Genomic DNA, 20,718 nt, shown 5'->3' with positions numbered 1-20,718 from the left:
CCGAAAATGAACAATATCGATACTAATTTTTATGAAAATTTACCGGCTTTGGATATGCCGGTAAGTAAACTGGTAGGCGATATTGGTCATTTTAAGAATGTTCCTGAAAATTGGCATATTGTAGCGGCAGATATCAAAAATTCGACTGAAGCGATTGCAAAAGGCCAGCATAACTCGGTTAATCTTATCGCTACGGGTGCGGTAATCGCCATGATCAATATTGCTTATAAGGCAAAGATCAATATTCCGTTCTTTTTTGGTGGCGATGGTGCCATTGCAATTATTCCGCATAAAATTTTAGAAGAAACGCTAAACGCACTTCAGAAACATAAAAGAAATACGCTTAAAAACTTCCAATTAGAGCTTAAAATGGGATCTTTTCCGGTTAAGAATATCTACCAGGAAAATATTCAACTTAAAATCGCTAAACTTAGGGTAAATGAAGATCTAAATATTCCTATCGTGTTGGGTGATGCTTTGCATTATGCTGAAGATCTTATTAAAAACACGCTTGAAGATCAGAAAACTGTTCCAGATGAAAAACCACTAAATCTGGAGGGGATGGAGTGTAAATGGGACAAGATAAAACCGCCTAAAAATGGGCAGGAAGTGGTTAGTCTTATCGTAATTTCTAGAAACGACGCTAAATCGCATAAAACCTTTGCTGAAGTTCTTAAAGCGATCGACGATATTTATGGTTCGCCAAGCCGAAGAAAACCAATCTCTGTAAACCGACTAAAATTAAAGGCAAATCTTCGTAAAATTAACTCTGAAATGAAGGCGAAATTGGGCAAATTTAACCTTCCTTATTTAGTTAAAAGCTGGCTGACCGGCAAGTATGGAAAACATATCTGGCTTAAAAAAGAAAACGGCAAAAACTATTTGAAAAAGCTGGTTGCACTCACAGACACCTTAACCATTGACGGACGAATAAACACCGTAATTTCAGGGACACCTCAGCAAAGAGAAGCGCTTATTGGCTATTTAGACAACCTGGAAAATTCAGGAAAAATCGCATACGGAATTCATATAAGCGAAGAAAGTATAATGTCTTGCTATGTGCGAGATATTAGTACGCACGAACATATTCATTTTGTAGATGGCGGAAATGGTGGATATACAAAAGCCGCTAAAAGTTTAAAGAAGAAGTTTTAAGAATTTATTCTATCAATAACTTAAGATTCGGTATAAAACAAAACCCTTATTCTAATAAAGAATAAGGGTTTTTAAAAAAATTATATCTCAATTTATCGAATTTCAGTGCTTAATCTAAGCCACCTCTACGATTCCCGTCTCTTGGCTCTGGCCAGGTCATTTGCTCACCAGTTCTACCATTTACAGGAAGTACTCTTTGCTCTCTTGATGCTTTATCTGCATCTTCACTGGCTTTATAAGCTAAAATTGCAGTAAGAATAGCATTACTTTGTACATCGTCCCAAACGATTTTATCGTAAGTATCACGGTTAGTGTGCCATGTGTAGTTCCAATAAGACCAGCTTAAAGAGCTTAAGTTAAAGGCTGGTGCTCCTGCTGCAAGGAAAGAAGCATAATCTGACCCTCCTCTACCAGGCATACCTGGGAAACTAGTTTCAATTTGTCTTGAAATACTATCTGGCACTGCAGATAACCAATCGCCTAAATAATCGTAAGCCTGTACCAATCCGTTTCCAGAAAGATTTACAACACGGCCAGTTCCATTATCCTGGTTAAATACAGCCTGGATATTTTCAACAATTTCAGGGTGATCTTTTACAAAAGCGCGAGAACCATTTAATCCCTGCTCTTCACTTCCCCAGTGACCTGCAATAATTGTTCGCTTTGGATTTGGATATACTTCTTTAAGAATACGCATAGCTTCCATCATTACTAAAGTACCAGTACCATTATCTGTGGCACCAGTCCCTCCATCCCAGCTGTCGAAATGCGCTGAAAGCACAATATATTCTTCAGGTTTTTCTGAACCTTCAATAGTTGCGATGGTATTAAAAGTTGGAACTTCTCCATGATCTTCAGAAGTTGCTGTAATACTAAGCTCTGGCTTATCTCCATTTTCAGCCATACGGAAAACTAACCCGTAATCTTCTAAAGAAAGGTCTACAGTAGGAATTTCTTCAGTATAAGCAGAGAATACTTTGTTTACACCAAAACCGCTAGACCAGTTTAAAGTAATAATCCCCTCTGCTCCTGCTTTTTCTAAAATTTTAGGTAATTCTCTAGAAGAATATCCCGTTGCTCTAATACGCTCTCTCCAGGCATTCTCTGCTGCAGAACGTTCTTTTTTCATCTTTTCGAAAGATTGATCTGTTGCCCATTCTTCCCAGTTATAATCTGGACGACCAGTTGGTTCATTAAAAGAAAGTAACACAAACTTTCCTTTTACAGCACTTAATTTAGATTGAAAATCTGCCGAATCTTTAGCTTCTGGTAAAATTATAGCCTCAGCAGTAACTCCTTTCTTAGAAGTAGATGGGCTCCACGCCAATTGTCTTCCTTCTAAAGTTCTTAGGCGAGGTTCTACAAGATCGATATGTGTGATACCACGCTCCCAGCCTTTCCAGGTTCCCCATTGCTGATTTTCAGCAGAGATTCCCCAATCGGCATAGGTTTTAACAGCCCAGTTATTTGCCTGTTCCATTTGTGGTGAGCCTACAAGACGTGGCCCTATAACGTCTAAAAGTTCGTGGCCTAACTTTTTAAGTTGAGAATTTTCGGTAGCTTCTGTTACGATCTTCTCTACAACAGGATCCTGTTGCTGTGCAAACGTGGTGGTCGCCGCAAGTGCAATCGATGCAACAGCTAGATGTAGTTTGTTTTTCATTGGATTTTGATTAAAAAATTGGTGAAATATTGCTCTCAAATATAAATATATTCTTTACTGAAATCATAGCTTATGGCCTATTATTCTTGAATTCAAACGTGATTTTAAGTATATTGTGGGCTAATTTTTAAGCTTTTTTCACAAGAAGCTGAAGATTATGTTTTTGAGAATTTTGCCTTCGAAATCTTTATTTTTCGATTAATCGAAATCTCAACCCTAATTAAAATCCAATATTTACCTAAATGACAAAATTTACGCTTCGTTTTAGCAATTTCGCAATCCTGGCATTTATTGCTTTAAGCGCCATTAGCCTTCAGGCACAGCAAAGTGATCTTTCGGTTGAAAAAATTATGCAAGACCCAAAATGGATGGGAACTTTCCCTTCCAGAATACAGTGGGGAATCGAAAGTGAAAATATTTACTTGCAGTATAACCTGGAAAATGATCCAGATGATTCATTATATAAGATCAACCTATCCAACCAATCAAAAATTGTAAAAGTTCCTCAAAAAGAACAGGATAAAATGATTCCGCGTTATGGTGATTATAACAACAAAAAAACTGAAATGCTTTTTACTGAAAATGGAAAGCTTTTTTTATACAATATCAGCAAAGCCTATAAAACCGAACTAATAGATTTAGGAGAGCGTATTGTAGATCCTCAGTTTATGGCAAACGAATCTAAAATTTCGTTCGTTTTAAATAACAATGCATTTATCTACGACCTTGATAAAGGAACGATCTCTAAATTAACCAATATCAATAGCGGCAAAAAGCGTGAAGGAAGAGATGAGAAACTTTCAGACAAAAACCAATGGATACAGGATGAAAATCTTGATCTCTTAGAAGTAGTTAATGAACGTAAAGAAAAATCTGAAGCTTCTAAAACCTATCGTGAAAGTGTTGCGCCAAAAGAAGATTATGCCTTTTACGCCGGCGACAAGCAAATATCCGGACTTAGCATTTCTCCTAACGGAAAGTATGTTAGTTTCAACTTAATTAAAAGAGAACGTGGAGAGAATACCGATGTTCCAAATTATGTAGATCAATCTGGATACACTAAAGATCTGCCTGCACGCTCTAAAGTAGGCGACGATAAAACCGAAGTAGAATTAGCACTTTATAATATCGAAAAAGACACCGTTTTTATGGTAAGTACTGCAGAGCTTGAAGGTATTAAAGACTTGCCAGATTACGTAAAAGATTATCCAGATAAAGAATGGGAAGAAAAAGTTCGTGAAGTGATTACTTCGCCTGCTTATTTTTCAGAAAATGGAGAGAAAGCTATCGTAAGCATTCGATCTAAAGACAACAAAGACCGTTGGATCGCCCAATTAGACCTTGAAAATGGTAGCCTTACCACCATCGATCGCCAACGTGACGAAGCATGGATTGCTGGACCGGGTCTTGGCTGGTCTTTTGGAGGCGGAACCATTGGTTGGTTACCAGATAATAAACATATTTATTTTCAGTCTGAAGCGACCGGCTATTCTCATTTATATCTTCTGAATGTTGATAACGGAGATAAAAAAGATCTTACTCCAGGGGAATATGAAGTTTTTGATCCAGAATTATCGAATAATAAAAAGTACTGGTATTTAACCACTTCTGAAGAAGGTCCAGATGTTCGCCATTTCTATAAAATGCCGGTGATGGGTGGTAAAATGGAGAAACTGACTAATATGACCGGAAATAATCAGGTTTATCTTTCTCCAGATGAAAAATATATGGCCATCTATTATTCTTTCAGTAATAAGCCATGGGAACTCTATCTTAAGAAAACCGGAAAAGCTGAAGCAAAACAATTAACCAGCGGCCAATCTGAAGCATTTGCAAGTTACGATTGGAGAACGCCTGAACTTATTAAGTTTGAAGCCGAAGACGGGGCGATGGTTCCGGCAAGATTATACACGCCAAGTGAAGAAACTAAAAATGATGCTGCGGTTGTATTTGTGCACGGTGCAGGATATTTACAAAACGTACACCAATGGTGGTCGTCGTATTTTAGAGAATATATGTTTCATAATCTATTAACAGATTTAGGCTACACCGTTATAGATATCGATTACCGTGGAAGCGCTGGTTACGGCCGCGACTGGAGAACCGGTATTTACCGCCACATGGGAGGCAAAGACCTTTCAGACCAGGTAGATGGTGTAAAATATTTAGTTGAAAACCACGGAATAAATCCTGAAAAAATCGGAATTTATGGTGGTAGTTATGGCGGATTTATTACTTTAATGGCAATGTTTAACGAACCAGATACTTTTGCTGCCGGTGCGGCGCTAAGATCTGTAACAGATTGGGCTCACTATAATCACGGTTATACCGCAAACATTCTTAATGAACCCGTAAACGACCCTATTGCCTATCGCAGATCTTCACCAATTTATTTTGCTGAAGGCCTAGAAGGAGATTTACTTATCGCCCACGGAATGGTAGATGTAAATGTACATTTTCAGGATGTGGTAAGACTTTCGCAACGTCTTATCGAGTTAGGTAAGGATAACTGGGAGATGGCAGTTTACCCTGTAGAAGATCACGGTTTTGTGGAACCTAGCAGCTGGACAGATGAGTATAGTAGAATTCTTAAACTTTTTAATGAAAGTCTCTTAGAAAAGTAAAGCTTATGGATATTGAATATGTTAGAAAGCAATTTCCGGCACTAGATAAAGATTTTGTATTTATGGATAACGCCGGTGGCTCTCAGGTTTTAGGGAAAGTCATTCAGCGCATTACCGGATACTTAATTCATCACAATGTACAACTAGGCGCTTCTTACCGCAACAGTAAAGAAGCAGGAGAAAAATTAGCATGGGCAACCAAACAGGTAGCAAAATTTATTAATGCTAATAGAACCGAAGAAGTAATTATAGGTCCTTCTTCGAGTATGCTTTTTAGAATATTAAGTTTATCCATTAGCAAACAATGGCAGGAAGGTGACGAGGTGATTGTAACAAATACAGATCATGAAGCAAACGTTTCTCCCTGGACAGACTTAGAAGAAAAAGGCATAAAAGTTAAGATCTGGAAAGCCAATCCAAATACTATGGAATTAGAGCTTTCTGAGCTGAAAAAATTACTTTCAGAAAAGACCAAACTTGTTGCGGTTACACATTGCTCTAATATTTTGGGGAGCATAAATCCTATCAAGGAGATTACAGAGATTGTACACCAAAACGACTCGCTTATTTGCGTAGATGGCGTTGCTTACGCACCTCATCGCCAAATTGACGTGCAAGAACTGGATGCCGATTTTTACACCTTTAGCTGGTATAAAACCTATGGCCCACATTTAGCTTTAATGTACGGTAAGTATGATCTACTTTTAGAAATGGATGGTATAAATCACTATTTCTTCAAAAAAGATGATATTCCGTATAAATTTCAACCGGGAAATTTCAATTTTGAACTAACGTATAGCCTTTTAGGAATCACTGAATATTTTCAGGAATTCTATAAACAACACTTTCCAAATGACAAAGAGTCTTCAGTTTTAATGCTGAAAAAATCTTATGAAGTTATTGCGCAACATGAACAGCAACTGGCACAAAAGCTTCTTAATTTTTTAAATGAAAATCCAAAAGTGAAGATCATAGGAAATCCTGAAGCCGATGCTTCTAAAAGAGTGCCTACGATTTCTTTTGTGCATGATGAACTTGATAGCGACGCCATTGTTGGGCAAATCGACGAATATCGAATCGGCATTCGTTTTGGTGATTTTTACGCTAAAAAACTGGTTGAAGATTTCGGGCTAACCGAAAAAAATGGCGTAGTTCGCATCAGTCTGGTGCATTACAACACCGAAGAAGAAGTAAAACGACTTATCTGGGCGCTTAGCAAAGTAATTTAAAATCTAGACCGCTTCGCTTTTAGACCTTGAATATAGATTAAAAAACGAGGGCTGAAATTATCGAATTTCAGCCCTCGTTTTTTTTATTAAATCATGAGATGCTAAATCAAGTCCGCCGGACGGACAGGTTCAGCATGAAAATTTGTTTCCTTATCAAATTAATACTTCTGCAAAATTTCAGAAAAAATAACCTCGATCACTTACTCTTCTATTTTCTAATCTCTAACAGCACAGCGATCTAAAATCTAACTACTATTATCCCAACGCTTGTTTTAAATCTTCAACAAGATCGTCTCCATCTTCAATTCCTACACTTAATCGTATCAAACTATCTACAACACCGGTTTTTTCACGTTCTTCTTTTGGGATCGATGCATGCGTCATACTTGCTGGATGCCCGGCTAAAGATTCTACTCCGCCTAGAGATTCAGCTAAGGTGAAAACCTTCAGATTTTCAAGGATTTTTATTGCACTTTCTGCGGTTCCTTCCGTAGTAGAAAAAGAGATCATTCCGCCAAAACCATTCATTTGCTTTTTAGCGATATCGTGGTTTGGATGATCATCGAAACCTGGCCAGTTCACTTTCGCAACTCCGGCATGTTCTTTTAAAAATCGGGCTACTTTTTCTCCATTTTCGCAATGGCGCTGCATTCTAAGATGCAAAGTTTTGATTCCGCGTAACACCAAAAAACTATCCTGCGGTCCACAGACTCCGCCACTCGCATTTTGGATAAAATATAATTTATCTGCCAGAGCTTTATCTTTCACGATAAGTCCGCCCATCACAACATCACTATGCCCGCCAAGATATTTTGTAGCGCTATGCATTACAATATCTGCTCCCAAATCCAAAGGTTGCTGTAAATATGGTGTCGCAAAAGTATTATCAACTGCTAATAAGACGTTGTGCTTTTTGGCAATTTTAGCTGCAGCTTCGATATCGATAATATTCATCATTGGGTTGGTTGGTGTTTCTACCCAAATAAGCTTTGTATTTTCGTTAATATAAGCTTCAATATTTTCAGCTTCCTGCATCCCAATAAAGTGAAATTTAATGCCTAAATTTTCAAATATCGAGGTAAACAAGCGGTAAGAACCACCGTAAAGATCGTTGGTACTTACAATTTCGTCTCCTGGTTTAAAAAGCTTCATTACAGCATCGATGGCAGCAAGTCCAGATCCAAAAGCCATCCCAAATTCTCCATTTTCGATACTGGCCAAGGAACGCTCTAAAGCGGCACGAGTTGGGTTTCCACTTCTGGAATATTCAAAGCCTTTATGACCTCCCGGGGTGCTTTGTGAATAGGTACTGGTTTGATAGATTGGCGGCATTACAGAATTGTATGCAGGATCTGTATTTTCCTGCCCGCCGTGTATGGTTTTGGTATTAAATTTCATAACAATGTTTTAGTAGATTACAAGACCAAAATGTAGCTTAGAAGCTGAATTTTAGCAATTTTAAAAATCTTATTAGCAAAAATAAGCTTCGCATTGGCAATGCCAAAATTGCTGCGTACTTTAGCAAAACAATAACCTAAAATCCGAAAACCATTTTGAAAAAATTTCTTTTAGTGCTGCTTGCCAGCCTGATGCTGTATGCTTGTGAAGAAGAGAAAAAAGAAGACCTTAATTTCACCAATTATAACATAGAAAAGGCTTACGAAAAGTGTGATCCTGAAACCGGAAACTGCACTTTTGTAAACATTAATTTCCCGGTAGCCAAAGGTAATGAGGCTGTCGCAAAAAAGATTAACGATTCTGTAGAACAACATATTATTCAGATTGTCGCAGGTTTTAATCCAGATGATAATCCTAAAACTATGGAAGAAATGGTAGATGGTTTTATCGCAAATTATGCGTCTTACCGAGAAGATTTCCCTGATACCGATATCCCTTGGGAAGCGACTGTTTTTGCAGAAATTACTTCAGGAAGCCCCAAATTATTAAGTATAGATTTCAACTCTTATACATTTACCGGTGGCGCACATGGTTACGGAAGTAATACTTATATGAATTTTAATCCTGAAACCGGCGAAGTTTACACGCACAAGGATCTCTTTACTGCGGAATTTAAAGACTTTGTAGAAAAAGACTTCAGAAATAAAGAAGATATCCCGCAGGACGAAAACATCAACAGCACAGGAATGTTCTTCGAAAACGACGAATTTCACCTTCCGGCAAATATTGGTTTTAGAGATGATAAATTGATCTTAACCTATAATCCATACGAGATCGCGGCTTATGCTGAAGGACAAAAAACTTACGAATATGGGCTGGAAGAAATTTCAGAATATTTAAAAATAGATTTTTCAGCAACCGAATAAATTGCAGAAGCTCTTATAAAGTTTTTCCTTTGCAGTCTTTCTTATGCATTCTTAAATCGAAATAAAATGAAAAAGATCTACTACCTGTCTACCTGCGATACCTGTAAACGAATTTTAAACGAGATCGACGCTCCGGCAGAGTTTGAACTTCAGGATATCAAAACCGATGCAATTACCACTGCGCAAATAGAAGAAATGCAAAAACTTTCGGGTAGCTATGAGTCGCTTTTCAGCAAAAGAGCACGACTTTATAAAGAACGTGATCTAAAAAACAAGAATCTTAGCGAAGAAGATTACAAAGCTTTGATCCTGGAACATTATACTTTTTTAAAACGTCCGGTAATAATTAACGATAATGAGATCTTTATTGGTAATGCTAAAAAGAATGTAGCGGCCGCTAAAGAATCTATCCATGGATAAGCGTTTGCTGGCAATCCTCGCCGCAATAGGTGCCAGTGCAATCTATGGATTAAACCACACCATTGCCAAAGGAGTGATGCCTGCACATATCGAAGCTTTTGGTTTTATTATGCTTCGGGTTTTGGGTGCCTCTATTTTGTTTTGGCTATTAAGTCCGTTTGCTCCAAAAGAAAAGATCGACAAAAAAGATTACCCAAGAATGCTGGGCTGCGCTGTCTTTGGAATGTGTATCAATATGCTTTTCTTTTTTAAAGGATTAAGCCTTAGTACACCAATTAACAGCTCGGTTATTATTACACTTTCTCCCGTAATGGTTTTGATCTTAGCTTCATTTATTCTTAAAGAAAAGATCACACTTATTAAAGGAATTGGTATTGCTTTGGGACTTTCTGGAGCTTTGGCTTTAGTGCTTTTTAGTGCAGATAGTGTATCTAATGCACCAAATATTCCGCTTGGGAATTTGATGTTTATTATCAATGCTTTTTCTTACGGATTTTACCTGGTGATCGTAAAACCACTTACCAAAAAATACCACGCCATTACGCTTATGAAATGGCTTTTCCTAATGGGTGTTATTTTGAATTTACCCGTTACTTATTCTGAATTTACAGCGGTAGATTGGCTTAATTTACCATTCGATGCGATTTGGCGTATGGCCTTTGTTGTTGCAGGAACAACATTTTCTACTTACCTGCTTAATATTTACGCATTAAAACAATTATCGGCATCTACGATAAGTGTTTTTATTTATCTACAGCCTTTAATCGCTATTATTTATGCTGTTTTAGTAGGTGCAGATCATTTAACGACCATAAAAGTTGCTGCCGGATTAATGGTTTTTGTAGGCGTTTATCTGGTAAGTTTTAAGAAAACAAAAACCCGGGCGTAGCCGGGTTTTAAAAATATAAGTCGAAAATCGATAATTTCAGCTTGCTTTATTTTAGCAATTCTGGATCAATGTCCTTTGGTTTTCTACCGTGTTTCCTGGTATCTTCTTTTGTAAGCACCTTAAAATCTTCGGTATGTGGCAGGCTATCAAAATTATTAATTAAATCTGAAGGTAAACCTGTTAGCTTTCTTGCTTTAAGATCTATCCAACCGCCCATCATTTCACAACTTGCAAAATTCCTTCCTTTGCTGTCATAAAAATTATGTACAAATTCAAAATACATTCCGTCTTCAGAAAGTCCTTTTAACTGCAGGCTCACTTTTACCGGTTCTCCTGCAAAAACCTCTCTAAAATAATATACGTGCTCATAAAAAACCACCGGACCAAGATTGTGCTTTGCCAGGTCTTTTTGGCCAAAACCATTTTCCATTAAAAAACCCATTCGGGTGTGGCTCATAAAATTGATGTAAGCCGTGTTGGCTAAATGCCTATTTGCGTCGATATCACTCCAGCGTATTTCAAATTCTTTAGTATACATAATTCTCCTTTTCATTTTTAAGAATAGCTAAATTACGAATATTTGCTATGCACGCATAACTTGTTTAATTATTCCATCGAATCATCGAAAATTTGATATGAAGTTGCCTGTATTCTTATCCCAAATTATAAGTTTCTTTACCTAATTTTTTCTGAAATTTGCCCTATGCCAGTAATTGAAAGTAATTATACCGCCCCATCTCTTTTTAAAAACGCTCATATCGCCACCATCTATGCAGCAACGCTTAGAAAGGTAAATTTTAAGTCTGAAAAACGAGAACGTTTGGAGCTGAACGATGGTGATTTTTTAGATTTAGATTGGGCATTTTCTAAAACCAACTCCAAAAAATTAATTATCGCTATGCATGGTTTGGCCGGCAATGCCAATAGACCTTATATGCTGGGAATGGCAAAGATTTTTACCGAAAATGGCTGGGATTACTGCGGAATGAACTTTAGAAGTTGCAGTGGAGAAATTAACCGATTATATCGCAGTTACAACGCTGGTGCCACTGAAGATCTGGAAGAAGTTTTGGCCCATATTTTCAGCAAAAATAAATACGATCAAATCGCTTTAATTGGTTTTAGCCTTGGCGGAAATCTTTTGCTGAAATATCTTGGGGAACGCCAAGAACTACCGTCGCAAATAAAAGCAGCTGTTGCCGTTTCTACACCTTGTGATCTAGGCGCCAGCCTGGGAGCGCTAAACCTGCCAAAAAACAAACTATATACAAACAGATTCGAAAAAAACCTGAAAGACCAACTTTTCGAGCGACAATTGGCTTTTCCAAAAGAACTCGAAAAACAACAAATATCGGCTTGTAATTCACTATTAGCGATCGATGAATTGTATACCAGCCGGGCGCATGGCTATGCTTCAGCGGCAGAATATTATGAAAAGTGCAGTTGTCTTCAGTTTTTACCCAATATTAAGATTCCAACACTTTTATTGAATGCTGAAAATGATAGTTTTCTGACTTCAGCATCATTTCCGAAGAAAATAGCCGAAAAATCATCATTCTTACATCTGGAAATTCCCAAACATGGCGGTCACGTAGGTTTTATTCAGCATAAAAAAATGTATTACCAGGAAGAAAGAGCGCTGCAATTTATCCAAAATCAGCTCTAAGATTTCAGTTAAAATTTCAGGAAAGTCCATTATTCAGCTAAATTATTCTATAGCCTTTGCGCTGCCTAAGAATTGATTATCTTTGTCCAACCGTAAAAATGAAGCATGATTCAATCAATGACAGGTTTTGGGAAAAGTGTACTACAACTTCCCAATAAAAAGATTACTATAGAGATTAAATCTTTAAACAGTAAAAATCTGGATCTAAATGCCAGGATCCCTTCGCAATATCGTGAGAAAGAATTGGTGATGCGTAACACGATATCTTCAGCTTTAAAAAGAGGGAAAGTAGATTTCTCACTGTATGTAGAGCAAACAGGAGACGAAACATCTGCCTCTGTAAATGCTGAAGCGGTAAAAAATTACATCAAGCAATTAAAAGATTTGGATCTGGGCGGTATTGCCAGCAATCATGATTCTAAACTTTTAGAAATCGCGATGCGCTTGCCTGATGCCTTAAAAACCGAGCGTGACGAGATCGACGAAAATGAATTTGCTGAAATCGAGAAAACATTATTGGAAGCCCTTGCTGAAATTAACGAGTTTAGAACAGCAGAAGGTGCTGCTTTAGAGAAAGATCTTAAACTTCGCGTTAGCAATATTGGTAATTTGTTAGATGAAATTATGCAAATTAATCCAGAGCGTGTAGAGAATGTACGTGAGCGCCTTCGCAAAGGAATCGAAGATCTTAAGGAAAATGTAGATGAGAATCGCTTTGAGCAGGAACTGGTTTACTACATCGAAAAATACGATATCACAGAAGAAGAAGTGCGATTAAAAAATCACCTTTCTTATTTTACTGAAACCCTAAATACTGAAGACAGCAACGGTAGAAAATTAGGCTTTATTGGCCAGGAAATGGGGCGTGAAATAAACACCATTGGTAGCAAAAGTAACTATGCACCAATGCAGCAGCTTGTAGTGCAGATGAAGGATGAGCTGGAAAAAATTAAAGAGCAGGTCTTAAACGTACTATAAGAATTTAACCCAAATTAAAGCAAAGCACCATGAAAGAAGGGAAGCTAATCGTATTTTCAGCTCCGTCTGGTTCAGGGAAAACCACTATTGTAAGACATCTTTTAAAACAGGACGAATTAAAGCTGGATTTTTCGATTTCGGCAACGTCTCGTGATCCTCGCCCTAACGAAGTTGATGGAAAGGATTATTACTTTTTGTCTTTAGAAGATTTTAAAAAGAAGATCAAAAACGACGAATTTCTGGAATGGGAAGAAGTTTATCGTGATAATTTCTACGGAACTTTAAAAGCTGAAGTAGAGCGAATTTGGGCAGAAGGAAAGCATGTTATTTTTGATATCGACGTGGTTGGCGGATTAGATATTAAAAAAATCTATCCTGAAAAGACACTTGCTGTTTTTGTAAAACCACCAAGTATCGAAGAACTAAAGATTAGGTTAAAAAAGCGCAAAACCGAATCGATGGATAAAATTAATATGCGTGTTGCTAAAGCGAGTATCGAACTTGCCACCGCACCGCAATTTGATTTTATTATTGAAAATAACGATCTGGACGTTGCTTTAGAAGAAGCTTATAATCTAGTTTCAGATTTTATAAAAACGTAAGATGAATAAAAAGATCGGACTTTTTTTTGGAACGTTTAACCCTATCCATATTGGGCATTTGATTATTGCGAATCACATGGCTGAATTTTCAGATCTTGATGAAGTTTGGCTGGTGGTTACTCCGCATAACCCACATAAAAAGAAAAGTACGCTTTTAAATAACCATCATCGCCTGGATATGGTGTTTATGGCCTGTGAAGAATTTGAACATTTACAACCCAGCGATGTAGAGTTTAGATTAGAGCAACCAAATTACACAATAAAAACCTTGGCCCATCTTCAGGAAAAATTTCCAACCAACGAATTTTGTCTTATCATGGGTGAAGACAATCTAAAGAGCTTTCATAAATGGAAAAATTATGAGGTAATTTTAGAAAATCATTCGTTGTATGTATATCCAAGGAAATCTGGCGGAAGGGTAGAAAATCAATTTAAAGATCATCCAAAGATCACTAGAGTAGACGCTCCGGTTATAGAAATTTCAGCAACATTTATTCGAGATTCGATAAAAGAAGGCAAGTTTATAAAACCTATGTTACCACCTAAAGTTTGGGATTACGTTCTTCATAACAATTTTTATAAATAGCCAAAAGAAATTAAAATTTAGAAGCGATTCGCTACTGGAATATACTATTGTTTCAATTAAAAAACCGCCCTGTATCTCTAAAACAAAGCGGTTTTCAAACTAAATAACCAACCAAAAAAACTAAGAAAATCTTCCCTGGTTAGGAGAAGAATAAATGGATAACGTGAGTTTTTCTATTAAGATTGTCTTTAAGGATAGCTATTTTGTGTTAAATTTTTGCCATACTTAGACGGTTAACTTCCCTAGAAATTTTAAAGCCCTATTTAATCTTTATTTTTGTAGTACGCATAACAAACCAAACAAATGAGTACAACTCCTAATATAGCTGTTATTGGCGGCGGTAGCTGGGCAACTGCTATCGTAAAAATGCTTACCGAAAATATCGAAAAGGTACATTGGTACATGAGAAGTGTTTATGCTGTAGAGCATTTAAAAAGGCACGAGCATAATCCTAATTATCTTAGTGATGTAGAATTTGACATTAATCAGCTACATCTTAGCAATGACATTAATGAAATTGTTAGCGCTGCAGATATTCTGATCTTTGCAATTCCATCTGCCTTTTTAAAATCTGAATTAGATAATCTTACCGAATCTCTGGAAGGCAAAACGATCTTTTCAGCAATAAAAGGTATCGTTCCAGAAAGTAGTTTGATTGTTGGAGAACACTTCAATAAATTCTACAATATCGATTTTGAAAATATTGGTGTAATTACCGGGCCTTGTCATGCCGAAGAGGTAGCGCTAGAGCGCCTTTCGTATTTAACGATTGCTTGTAGCGACGAGGAAAAAGCTAAAATGCTAGCCGGTTTTCTATCCAGCGATTATATAAAAACCAAAACCAGTGATGACATCGTAGGAACCGAATATGCTGCGGTTCTTAAAAATATTTATGCTATTGCTGCCGGAATTGCACATGGTCTTGGTTATGGTGATAACTTTCAGAGTGTATTAATGAGTAACGCGATTCGCGAGATGAAAAAATTCATTAAAAAAGTACACAAAATGAAACGAAACATCAACGATTCTGCTTATTTAGGTGACCTTTTAGTTACCGGATATTCTGTGTTTAGTAGAAATAGAATGTTTGGGAATATGATTGGGAAAGGTTACACCGTAAAGAGTGCACAAATGGAAATGAGTATGATCGCTGAAGGTTATTATGCTACAGACAGTGCTTACAAGATCAATAAAGAACGTAAGGCAAAAACACCCATTATCAATGCGGTTTACGCGATTCTTTATGAAGGAAAAAACCCTAAGAAAACATTCAAAAAACTTGCAGATAAGTTAGATTAAGGAGGCAAAAATCTCCTTTTTTTAACAAAAGTCTAACCTGAAATAATCGAGGTTTAAAATGTATAAACTCTGATTTTGATTACTTTTGCCCAAAATTTAACAAGCCCCTATGAGCAAAAAATTACTAGCAGGATCGATAATCTTGTCTTTCCTTGCAATCGCATGTAGTGACAGTAACGACGATTTTGATGAGAACGAATACACTCAGCAAAACTTCGAAATTAACAATGACGAAAGCGAATTAGAAAGCGTTTTAAGCAGAAACGGAGCCGGTGTTCTAAGTATTTCTTCGATCACCGCCAGCAATAGAGCCAGTCTTACCAGACAAGCTGTAGAAGACGAAGATCCACAAGTAAGTGATATTGCTTTAGAGCAGATCGCAACCGTAGATCCTCCGGTTGTAGATGGAACTACACTTAGAGCAAGCCACGTAAAGATCGACGGGAATTATGCCTATGTAACTTACATGATGGAAGGTGAAGCTTATCTTGGCGGTATCGATATTATTAATATTACAGATAAAACCAATCCTTTTGTTGAAAGCCGAGTAACTTCAGATATCGTAGATTTTACTTCAGCTTATTTTAATAATGGGAGATTATATTTTGCTTCCGCAGTAAATACCGATGAACTTTTAAATCTTGAATATCGCGCGAACATAGGTTACGTTAGTGTTTCTGAAGGAAATTTTTTACAGGACTTTCAATTAAAATCTATTGAAGGAAATGTAGCTGTTGATATTGCAGGTTTTAATGACAGAATTATTGGAGTAAGTGGCGCGACAGGTGTTTTAGGTCTTTACGACGCAGCTAGTTTAGAAACTATCCAGGAGCAAACTATACCAGATCTTAGATCGATCGCTTATGGAGACAATAAAATTGCCGTACTAAGTGGTAGTGAAGGTCTTGCAATGTATAATCCTAACGATCTTTCGGTTTTAAACAATATTAGCACTCCTAATTTAGCGAGCGAATCGAAACGTACTATTGCCTTTAAAGATCAGGCGATTTTGGTTTCTGAAGGTAGTAATGGTGTAGGAATTTATGATAGTAATTCTGGAAATGCATTGCAGCAGTTAGACATTCAGATTCTTCCTGAAGCAGAATATGATGATGAAGATGTTGTAACGAATGCAGTTTCTATTGCCGGAGATTTTATTTTAATGGCTAATGGTGGAGCTGGTTTTGGTATCGCTAAACTAGATGAGAACAATACTTTAGTTGAAGAAGGTGTTGTAGATTTAGAAGGATCTTCTAATTACATTCAATCTGATGGTGAATATATATTTGTTGCCTCTGGAACTGGCGGATTAAGAATCATAAAAATAAGCCAACCAGAAGTAAACGAAAACTTTGCCGAATGTGAATCTTACGATGTTTATACCGGGCGTTCTAATCTAAATGTAAACAGCAACGAAGTTTTAGCTTATCGTGGTTCTGCAACACTTAAGAACCTAAACGTTGGTGGAGATTTCACTTTCTGTGGATCGATAAACATTCAGAACGGTGCAAACATCAACAGCCAGGGAGAATTTAATATGAGAGGCGCAATGGCCGTAGGAACCTATGGCAGAAATCATGATTTAAACATTAACAGTGGTTCTGTACTAAGAATTGAAGGAAGCCTTACTGTTTATGGTAACCTGAACCTGAATAGCGGTGCTACTTTAGAATTTGTTGGAGAAGATTCCAGCATCCATGTTTTTGGAACTGTTAGACAAAATAGTGGGAGTACCGTTATTGGAACTTATAACGATACCTCTAATAAACTTCAGTAAGTTATACTGAAAATATAATATCAAAAAAGCCTCTGTTTCCAGAGGCTTTTTTATTGGCATCGCCAAAGGGTATAATACCCAGAGGCTTGCCTCGAAATTAAAAATTTGTTTCCAACGAATGCCTCGATGGCTTGCCCCGAGGTAGTTTATTTAAAATTATTCGGCTAAAATGCCCAATTTGGGAATAATAGGCAGTTCTTTTTTATTTGCTTCGTTAACGCTATTCTTCTTAAATACAAATGCTTTCTCGAACATCTTGTTTTCAGCAAAAAAAGTTACCTGATATTCGTTATTAAGCCCAAGAACTTCATCCTGAATAAACTCGATCTTCGCGAAAGAATGTGGTGGTAATTTCTCCAACTTGTGGCGCATTACCGATGTTTCTTTTGTTCCATCATAACCTTTAGCTACGATAAGTATCATTTCTATAGAAACATTTTTATTGTTGATAATATACGTGTTCCACTCGTCTACCCTAAAATCTTTATTAAACTCTCTAACGGCAGCTACGTGAACTTTTTCAACCTTAGGAACTTCTATATCCTTTCTCAAAATTCGATCTTTTTAAGATTCGTTTTCAAACTTTTTCTCCCATTTATGTTTAATCATATGCCAAAGTACAAACAGCACAACGGCTGCAATGGCCAATACAATTAAACCAATGGTAATTTTTAAAACAGCAATTGCCAGATAAGCCGCAACACCTAAAATTACAACAGCCAGAATAATGAAACCAGATTTTTTCATAACCTATTCTTTTTGTTGTTAAGATCGTAGTTTTACCGCTAGACTTCTCTCAACAAATTCATAAAATCCTTATTCAGGATTAAATGGAAGATTTAAACTGCTCTAAGAATCGCACGTCGTTTTCATAAAACATACGAATATCACCAATTTGGTAAAGCAACATGGCAATACGTTCTATTCCCATCCCAAATGCAAAACCAGAATATTCTTTTGGATCGATACCGCAATTTTTAAGCACGTTAGGATCTACCATTCCGCAGCCCATAATCTCTAACCAACCCGTTCCTTTGGTAATTCGATAATCGGTTTCTGTTTCTAATCCCCAATAAATATCAACCTCGGCACTTGGCTCGGTAAACGGGAAATAAGATGGTCTTAATCTAATCTTAGACTTTCCAAAAAGCTGTTTAGTAAAATATAAAAGTGTTTGCTTAAGATCTGCAAACGAAACGTCTTTATCGATATATAAACCTTCTACCTGATGAAAGATACAGTGAGAACGTGCAGAAATAGCTTCATTTCTAAAAACTCTTCCAGGAGAAATTGTTCTAATTGGTGGCTTATTACCTTCCATATATCTAACCTGCACAGAAGACGTGTGGGTTCTTAGCAAAATATCAGGATCTGTTTGAATAAAAAACGTATCCTGCATATCTCTTGCCGGGTGATATTCTGGTAAGTTTAATGCGGTAAAGTTATGCCAGTCGTCCTCGATTTCTGGTCCTTCAGAAACATTAAAGCCAATATTAGAGAAAATCTCTATGATTTGATTTTTAACTATAGAAATAGGATGACGAGAACCAATCTCAAGCGGCTCAGATGGGCGCGAAAGATCTCCGTAAATTCCTTTTTCCTCTTCCAGGCTTTCTAATTGTTCTTTTAACTCATCTACTTTTACCTGCGCAGAAGTTTTAAGTTCGTTTATTGTTTGCCCAAAATCTTTTTTTTGTTCGTTAGGAACATTCTTAAATTCAGCAAAAAAGCCATTAAGAATACCTTTTTTACCAAGATATTTTATTCTGAAATTTTCGATCTCCTCTTTTGTTGAAGCTTTAAACGCTTTAACATCAGCAATATGCTCCTTAATCTTATCAATCATAGATACAATTCTTATAAGGAGGCAAATTTATAAAAATTTACGCCCATAGTCCTTATTAAAAACCGATAAAACCAAATGCAGAAAAAGACTTATTTAAAGTCTGGATTTAAAAGCTGTGAAGTTTTGGCATCATGAAAAATATACTTCATTAAAAAGAACACTGAAAAAGCACCAAAGCTATGCCACAACCAATGTGTTCCCATATAAAAATGAATATACCTATCTAAAGCCCTAAAACTTATCGCCACCGCAAAACTAAGCACGGCAAAAGCCATAAATTTAGAATGTTTAAATCTGGTTTGATAGATATGAATACCTATAGGCAGCAACAAACCTATAGCTGTTGCGATGTACGAGTAGGTTTGCCCATGAGTTCTAAACGGAATAAAACGTACGCCCAAAACCAGCAAAAGCACCAAAATCATTAAACCAACAACCTGCCTTTTTTTAGCACTGGCTTTAGAAGCAAAATAAAGTGAAGCCACTATACATAAAATATCGATAGGAACCCAATCCATTAACAGCCAGATTTCGTGACTTCTGGTGGCGTGATAAATGGTTCCGCCAAGCCAGCCTATAAATAATATGGGTAAAGCAAAGCTTAAAAACAACTGTGCTTTGTAATTTTTATAAACGCGATAAGAAAAGTAAATCACTATCGCTAAAAAGAAAAGATTACTGAAGGTATTAAAAGGTTCTACCGGAAATCTTCCCTGTACCGTTTCAGTATAAACTGGCCCAGAATCATTGGGAAATTCAGCCAAAAACAGCAATGCGTTCATTTAAGAAATATATTCTTTTTCAAGAAAATACTGTACAATAGCTTCTTTCATTAAAACACTTTGCTCACCGGCTTTTAGATTAGGAAGCTGCTCTAAAACTTTATAATGTGGCCAGCCATCATCATCAAAATAATCGAACTCATAATAACCATAAGGCTCCAATAGCCTGCAAATAGCAATATGCATTAAATCTACTTTTTGATCTTTTTTAAATCTTCGGTGCAATTGTCCCAATTCCTGCACACCAATCATATAGATCACGGCATCTAATTCCATTACCTCACCATCAGCAAATTGATTTGCTAATTTTTGCTGAAGGTCTTCCCAGCGCTCTTTTAATTTTTCGTCTCTTGCCATGCTGCAAATATAGGTTTTGCAAGCAAATTATTTATATTTGATTAGATATCCTTAACATGCAAGATTTTGAAGCCCTTCAAGAAACAAAACCTAAATATATTGGCAGAAGATATTTAGCCGGTTTTATCGATTATAGCATAGTATACTTAATTACTTTTTTGCTTGTTTTTACTTTAGGCACACAAGATGACGATTATACTTATCATCTAAACGGCTTGCCTGCTTTAATCCCCGTACTATTCTGGTTCCTATTTATTGTTTGCCTGGAAAACTGGTTTGGTGCTACCGTTGGCAATTCTATTGTTAGTTTAAAACCTATAACATTGTCTGGCTATGCTAATAAAATAAGTTTTGGGCAGTCTTTAAAAAGGCATCTCTTAGACCCAATAGATATGTTCTTTTTCGGGTTAATTGCTATCGTGGTTATAAAAACTTCAGATAAAAATCAAAGACTGGGTGATATTTGGGCGAAAACAACTGTAACAAAATATTAAAACAATTTACCAATAGACCAAATAAAA

General features: G+C 36.7%; 21 protein-coding genes. 13 read left to right on the top strand and 8 right to left on the bottom strand.

Annotation, left to right across the window (positions count from 1 at the left end; all coding sequences use genetic code 11):
* Positions 1-6 precede the first annotated feature (6 nt).
* The gene (locus IIF7_RS18330) at positions 7-1,155 is read left to right on the top strand and encodes a DUF3095 family protein (RefSeq protein ID WP_084843140.1); all 1,149 of its coding nucleotides are present in this window, start codon (positions 7-9) and stop codon (positions 1,153-1,155) included.
* A gap of 109 nt (positions 1,156-1,264) precedes the next feature.
* On the opposite strand, the gene IIF7_RS18325 is transcribed toward IIF7_RS18330, so the two are convergent.
* The gene (locus IIF7_RS18325) at positions 1,265-2,818 is read right to left on the bottom strand and encodes a M20/M25/M40 family metallo-hydrolase (RefSeq protein WP_084843139.1); all 1,554 of its coding nucleotides are present in this window, start codon (positions 2,816-2,818) and stop codon (positions 1,265-1,267) included.
* Between the two features lie 242 nt (positions 2,819-3,060).
* On the opposite strand from IIF7_RS18325, the gene IIF7_RS18320 reads away from it, so the two are divergent.
* Both IIF7_RS18320 and IIF7_RS18315 read left to right on the top strand, forming a co-directional pair.
* The gene (locus IIF7_RS18320; protein WP_084843138.1) at positions 3,061-5,442 is read left to right on the top strand and encodes a S9 family peptidase; all 2,382 of its coding nucleotides are present in this window, start codon (positions 3,061-3,063) and stop codon (positions 5,440-5,442) included.
* Between the two features lie 5 nt (positions 5,443-5,447).
* Complete coding sequence (locus IIF7_RS18315) at positions 5,448-6,671, top strand: cysteine desulfurase-like protein (RefSeq protein ID WP_084843137.1); 1,224 nt, start codon at positions 5,448-5,450, stop codon at positions 6,669-6,671.
* A gap of 255 nt (positions 6,672-6,926) precedes the next feature.
* Here the strand turns inward: IIF7_RS18315 and IIF7_RS18310 are convergent, their stop codons facing one another.
* A complete protein-coding gene (locus IIF7_RS18310) occupies positions 6,927-8,069 on the bottom strand; it encodes a cystathionine gamma-synthase (protein WP_084843136.1) in 1,143 nt (380 codons plus the stop codon).
* Between the two features lie 155 nt (positions 8,070-8,224).
* Between IIF7_RS18310 and IIF7_RS18305 the strand changes: the two genes are divergently transcribed.
* From IIF7_RS18305 to IIF7_RS18295, 3 genes are all read left to right on the top strand, one after another.
* Positions 8,225-8,995: a DUF3298 and DUF4163 domain-containing protein gene (locus IIF7_RS18305; protein WP_084843135.1), complete on the top strand. Its 771-nt coding sequence runs from the start codon at positions 8,225-8,227 to the stop codon at positions 8,993-8,995.
* A 66-nt stretch (positions 8,996-9,061) separates the two neighbouring features.
* Positions 9,062-9,415: an arsenate reductase family protein gene (locus IIF7_RS18300; RefSeq protein WP_084843134.1), complete on the top strand. Its 354-nt coding sequence runs from the start codon at positions 9,062-9,064 to the stop codon at positions 9,413-9,415.
* On the top strand, positions 9,408-10,304 hold the full coding sequence (locus tag IIF7_RS18295; protein WP_084843133.1) for a DMT family transporter: 897 nt from the start codon (positions 9,408-9,410) through the stop codon (positions 10,302-10,304). Before IIF7_RS18300 ends, IIF7_RS18295 begins: the two co-directional genes overlap by 8 nt.
* 46 nt (positions 10,305-10,350) lie before the next feature.
* On the opposite strand, the gene IIF7_RS18290 is transcribed toward IIF7_RS18295, so the two are convergent.
* Positions 10,351-10,842: an acyl-CoA thioesterase gene (locus IIF7_RS18290; protein ID WP_084843132.1), complete on the bottom strand. Its 492-nt coding sequence runs from the start codon at positions 10,840-10,842 to the stop codon at positions 10,351-10,353.
* Positions 10,843-11,007: 165 nt separating this feature from the next.
* On the opposite strand from IIF7_RS18290, the gene IIF7_RS18285 reads away from it, so the two are divergent.
* The 6 genes from IIF7_RS18285 (at position 11,008) to IIF7_RS18260 (ending at position 17,212) form a co-directional block, all read left to right on the top strand.
* Positions 11,008-11,970: a YheT family hydrolase gene (locus IIF7_RS18285; RefSeq protein WP_084843131.1), complete on the top strand. Its 963-nt coding sequence runs from the start codon at positions 11,008-11,010 to the stop codon at positions 11,968-11,970.
* A 105-nt stretch (positions 11,971-12,075) separates the two neighbouring features.
* Positions 12,076-12,948 (top strand): YicC/YloC family endoribonuclease, encoded by an 873-nt coding sequence (locus IIF7_RS18280; protein ID WP_084843130.1) that lies wholly within the window; start codon positions 12,076-12,078, stop codon positions 12,946-12,948.
* 29 nt (positions 12,949-12,977) lie between these two features.
* The gene (gene gmk / locus IIF7_RS18275; RefSeq protein WP_084843129.1) at positions 12,978-13,550 is read left to right on the top strand and encodes a guanylate kinase; all 573 of its coding nucleotides are present in this window, start codon (positions 12,978-12,980) and stop codon (positions 13,548-13,550) included.
* A gap of 1 nt (position 13,551) precedes the next feature.
* Positions 13,552-14,136 (top strand): nicotinate (nicotinamide) nucleotide adenylyltransferase, encoded by a 585-nt coding sequence (nadD, locus tag IIF7_RS18270; protein WP_084843128.1) that lies wholly within the window; start codon positions 13,552-13,554, stop codon positions 14,134-14,136.
* A gap of 303 nt (positions 14,137-14,439) precedes the next feature.
* Complete coding sequence (locus IIF7_RS18265; RefSeq protein WP_084843127.1) at positions 14,440-15,435, top strand: NAD(P)H-dependent glycerol-3-phosphate dehydrogenase; 996 nt, start codon at positions 14,440-14,442, stop codon at positions 15,433-15,435.
* A gap of 109 nt (positions 15,436-15,544) precedes the next feature.
* Positions 15,545-17,212: an LVIVD repeat-containing protein gene (locus IIF7_RS18260; protein ID WP_084843126.1), complete on the top strand. Its 1,668-nt coding sequence runs from the start codon at positions 15,545-15,547 to the stop codon at positions 17,210-17,212.
* Positions 17,213-17,368: 156 nt separating this feature from the next.
* Here the strand turns inward: IIF7_RS18260 and IIF7_RS18255 are convergent, their stop codons facing one another.
* The 5 genes from IIF7_RS18255 to IIF7_RS18235 all read right to left on the bottom strand — a co-directional run bounded on the left by IIF7_RS18255 (position 17,369) and on the right by IIF7_RS18235 (position 20,197).
* Positions 17,369-17,764 carry a hypothetical protein gene (locus tag IIF7_RS18255; protein WP_084843125.1) on the bottom strand — a complete coding sequence of 132 codons (396 nt, stop codon included), beginning with the start codon at positions 17,762-17,764 and terminating at the stop codon, positions 17,369-17,371.
* Between the two features lie 12 nt (positions 17,765-17,776).
* On the bottom strand, positions 17,777-17,959 hold the full coding sequence (locus IIF7_RS18250) for a hypothetical protein (protein WP_084843124.1): 183 nt from the start codon (positions 17,957-17,959) through the stop codon (positions 17,777-17,779).
* A 79-nt stretch (positions 17,960-18,038) separates the two neighbouring features.
* Positions 18,039-19,058 carry a phenylalanine--tRNA ligase subunit alpha gene (pheS, locus tag IIF7_RS18245; RefSeq protein ID WP_084843123.1) on the bottom strand — a complete coding sequence of 340 codons (1,020 nt, stop codon included), beginning with the start codon at positions 19,056-19,058 and terminating at the stop codon, positions 18,039-18,041.
* An 89-nt stretch (positions 19,059-19,147) separates the two neighbouring features.
* Positions 19,148-19,840 carry a hypothetical protein gene (locus tag IIF7_RS18240; protein WP_084843122.1) on the bottom strand — a complete coding sequence of 231 codons (693 nt, stop codon included), beginning with the start codon at positions 19,838-19,840 and terminating at the stop codon, positions 19,148-19,150.
* Positions 19,841-20,197, bottom strand: coding sequence for a hypothetical protein (locus IIF7_RS18235; RefSeq protein ID WP_084843121.1), 357 nt, complete (start codon positions 20,195-20,197; stop codon positions 19,841-19,843). It lies immediately after the preceding gene.
* Positions 20,198-20,253: 56 nt separating this feature from the next.
* On the opposite strand from IIF7_RS18235, the gene IIF7_RS18230 reads away from it, so the two are divergent.
* Positions 20,254-20,691, top strand: coding sequence for an RDD family protein (locus tag IIF7_RS18230; RefSeq protein ID WP_084843120.1), 438 nt, complete (start codon positions 20,254-20,256; stop codon positions 20,689-20,691).
* The last annotated feature ends 27 nt before the right edge of the window (positions 20,692-20,718 follow it).

It is taken from the genome of Zunongwangia atlantica 22II14-10F7 (genome assembly GCF_002094855.1).
Taxonomy (GTDB): domain Bacteria; phylum Bacteroidota; class Bacteroidia; order Flavobacteriales; family Flavobacteriaceae; genus Zunongwangia; species Zunongwangia atlantica.
Note: the sequence above shows the minus strand (reverse complement) of the source record. Positions and strands in the feature narration are given on the sequence as shown.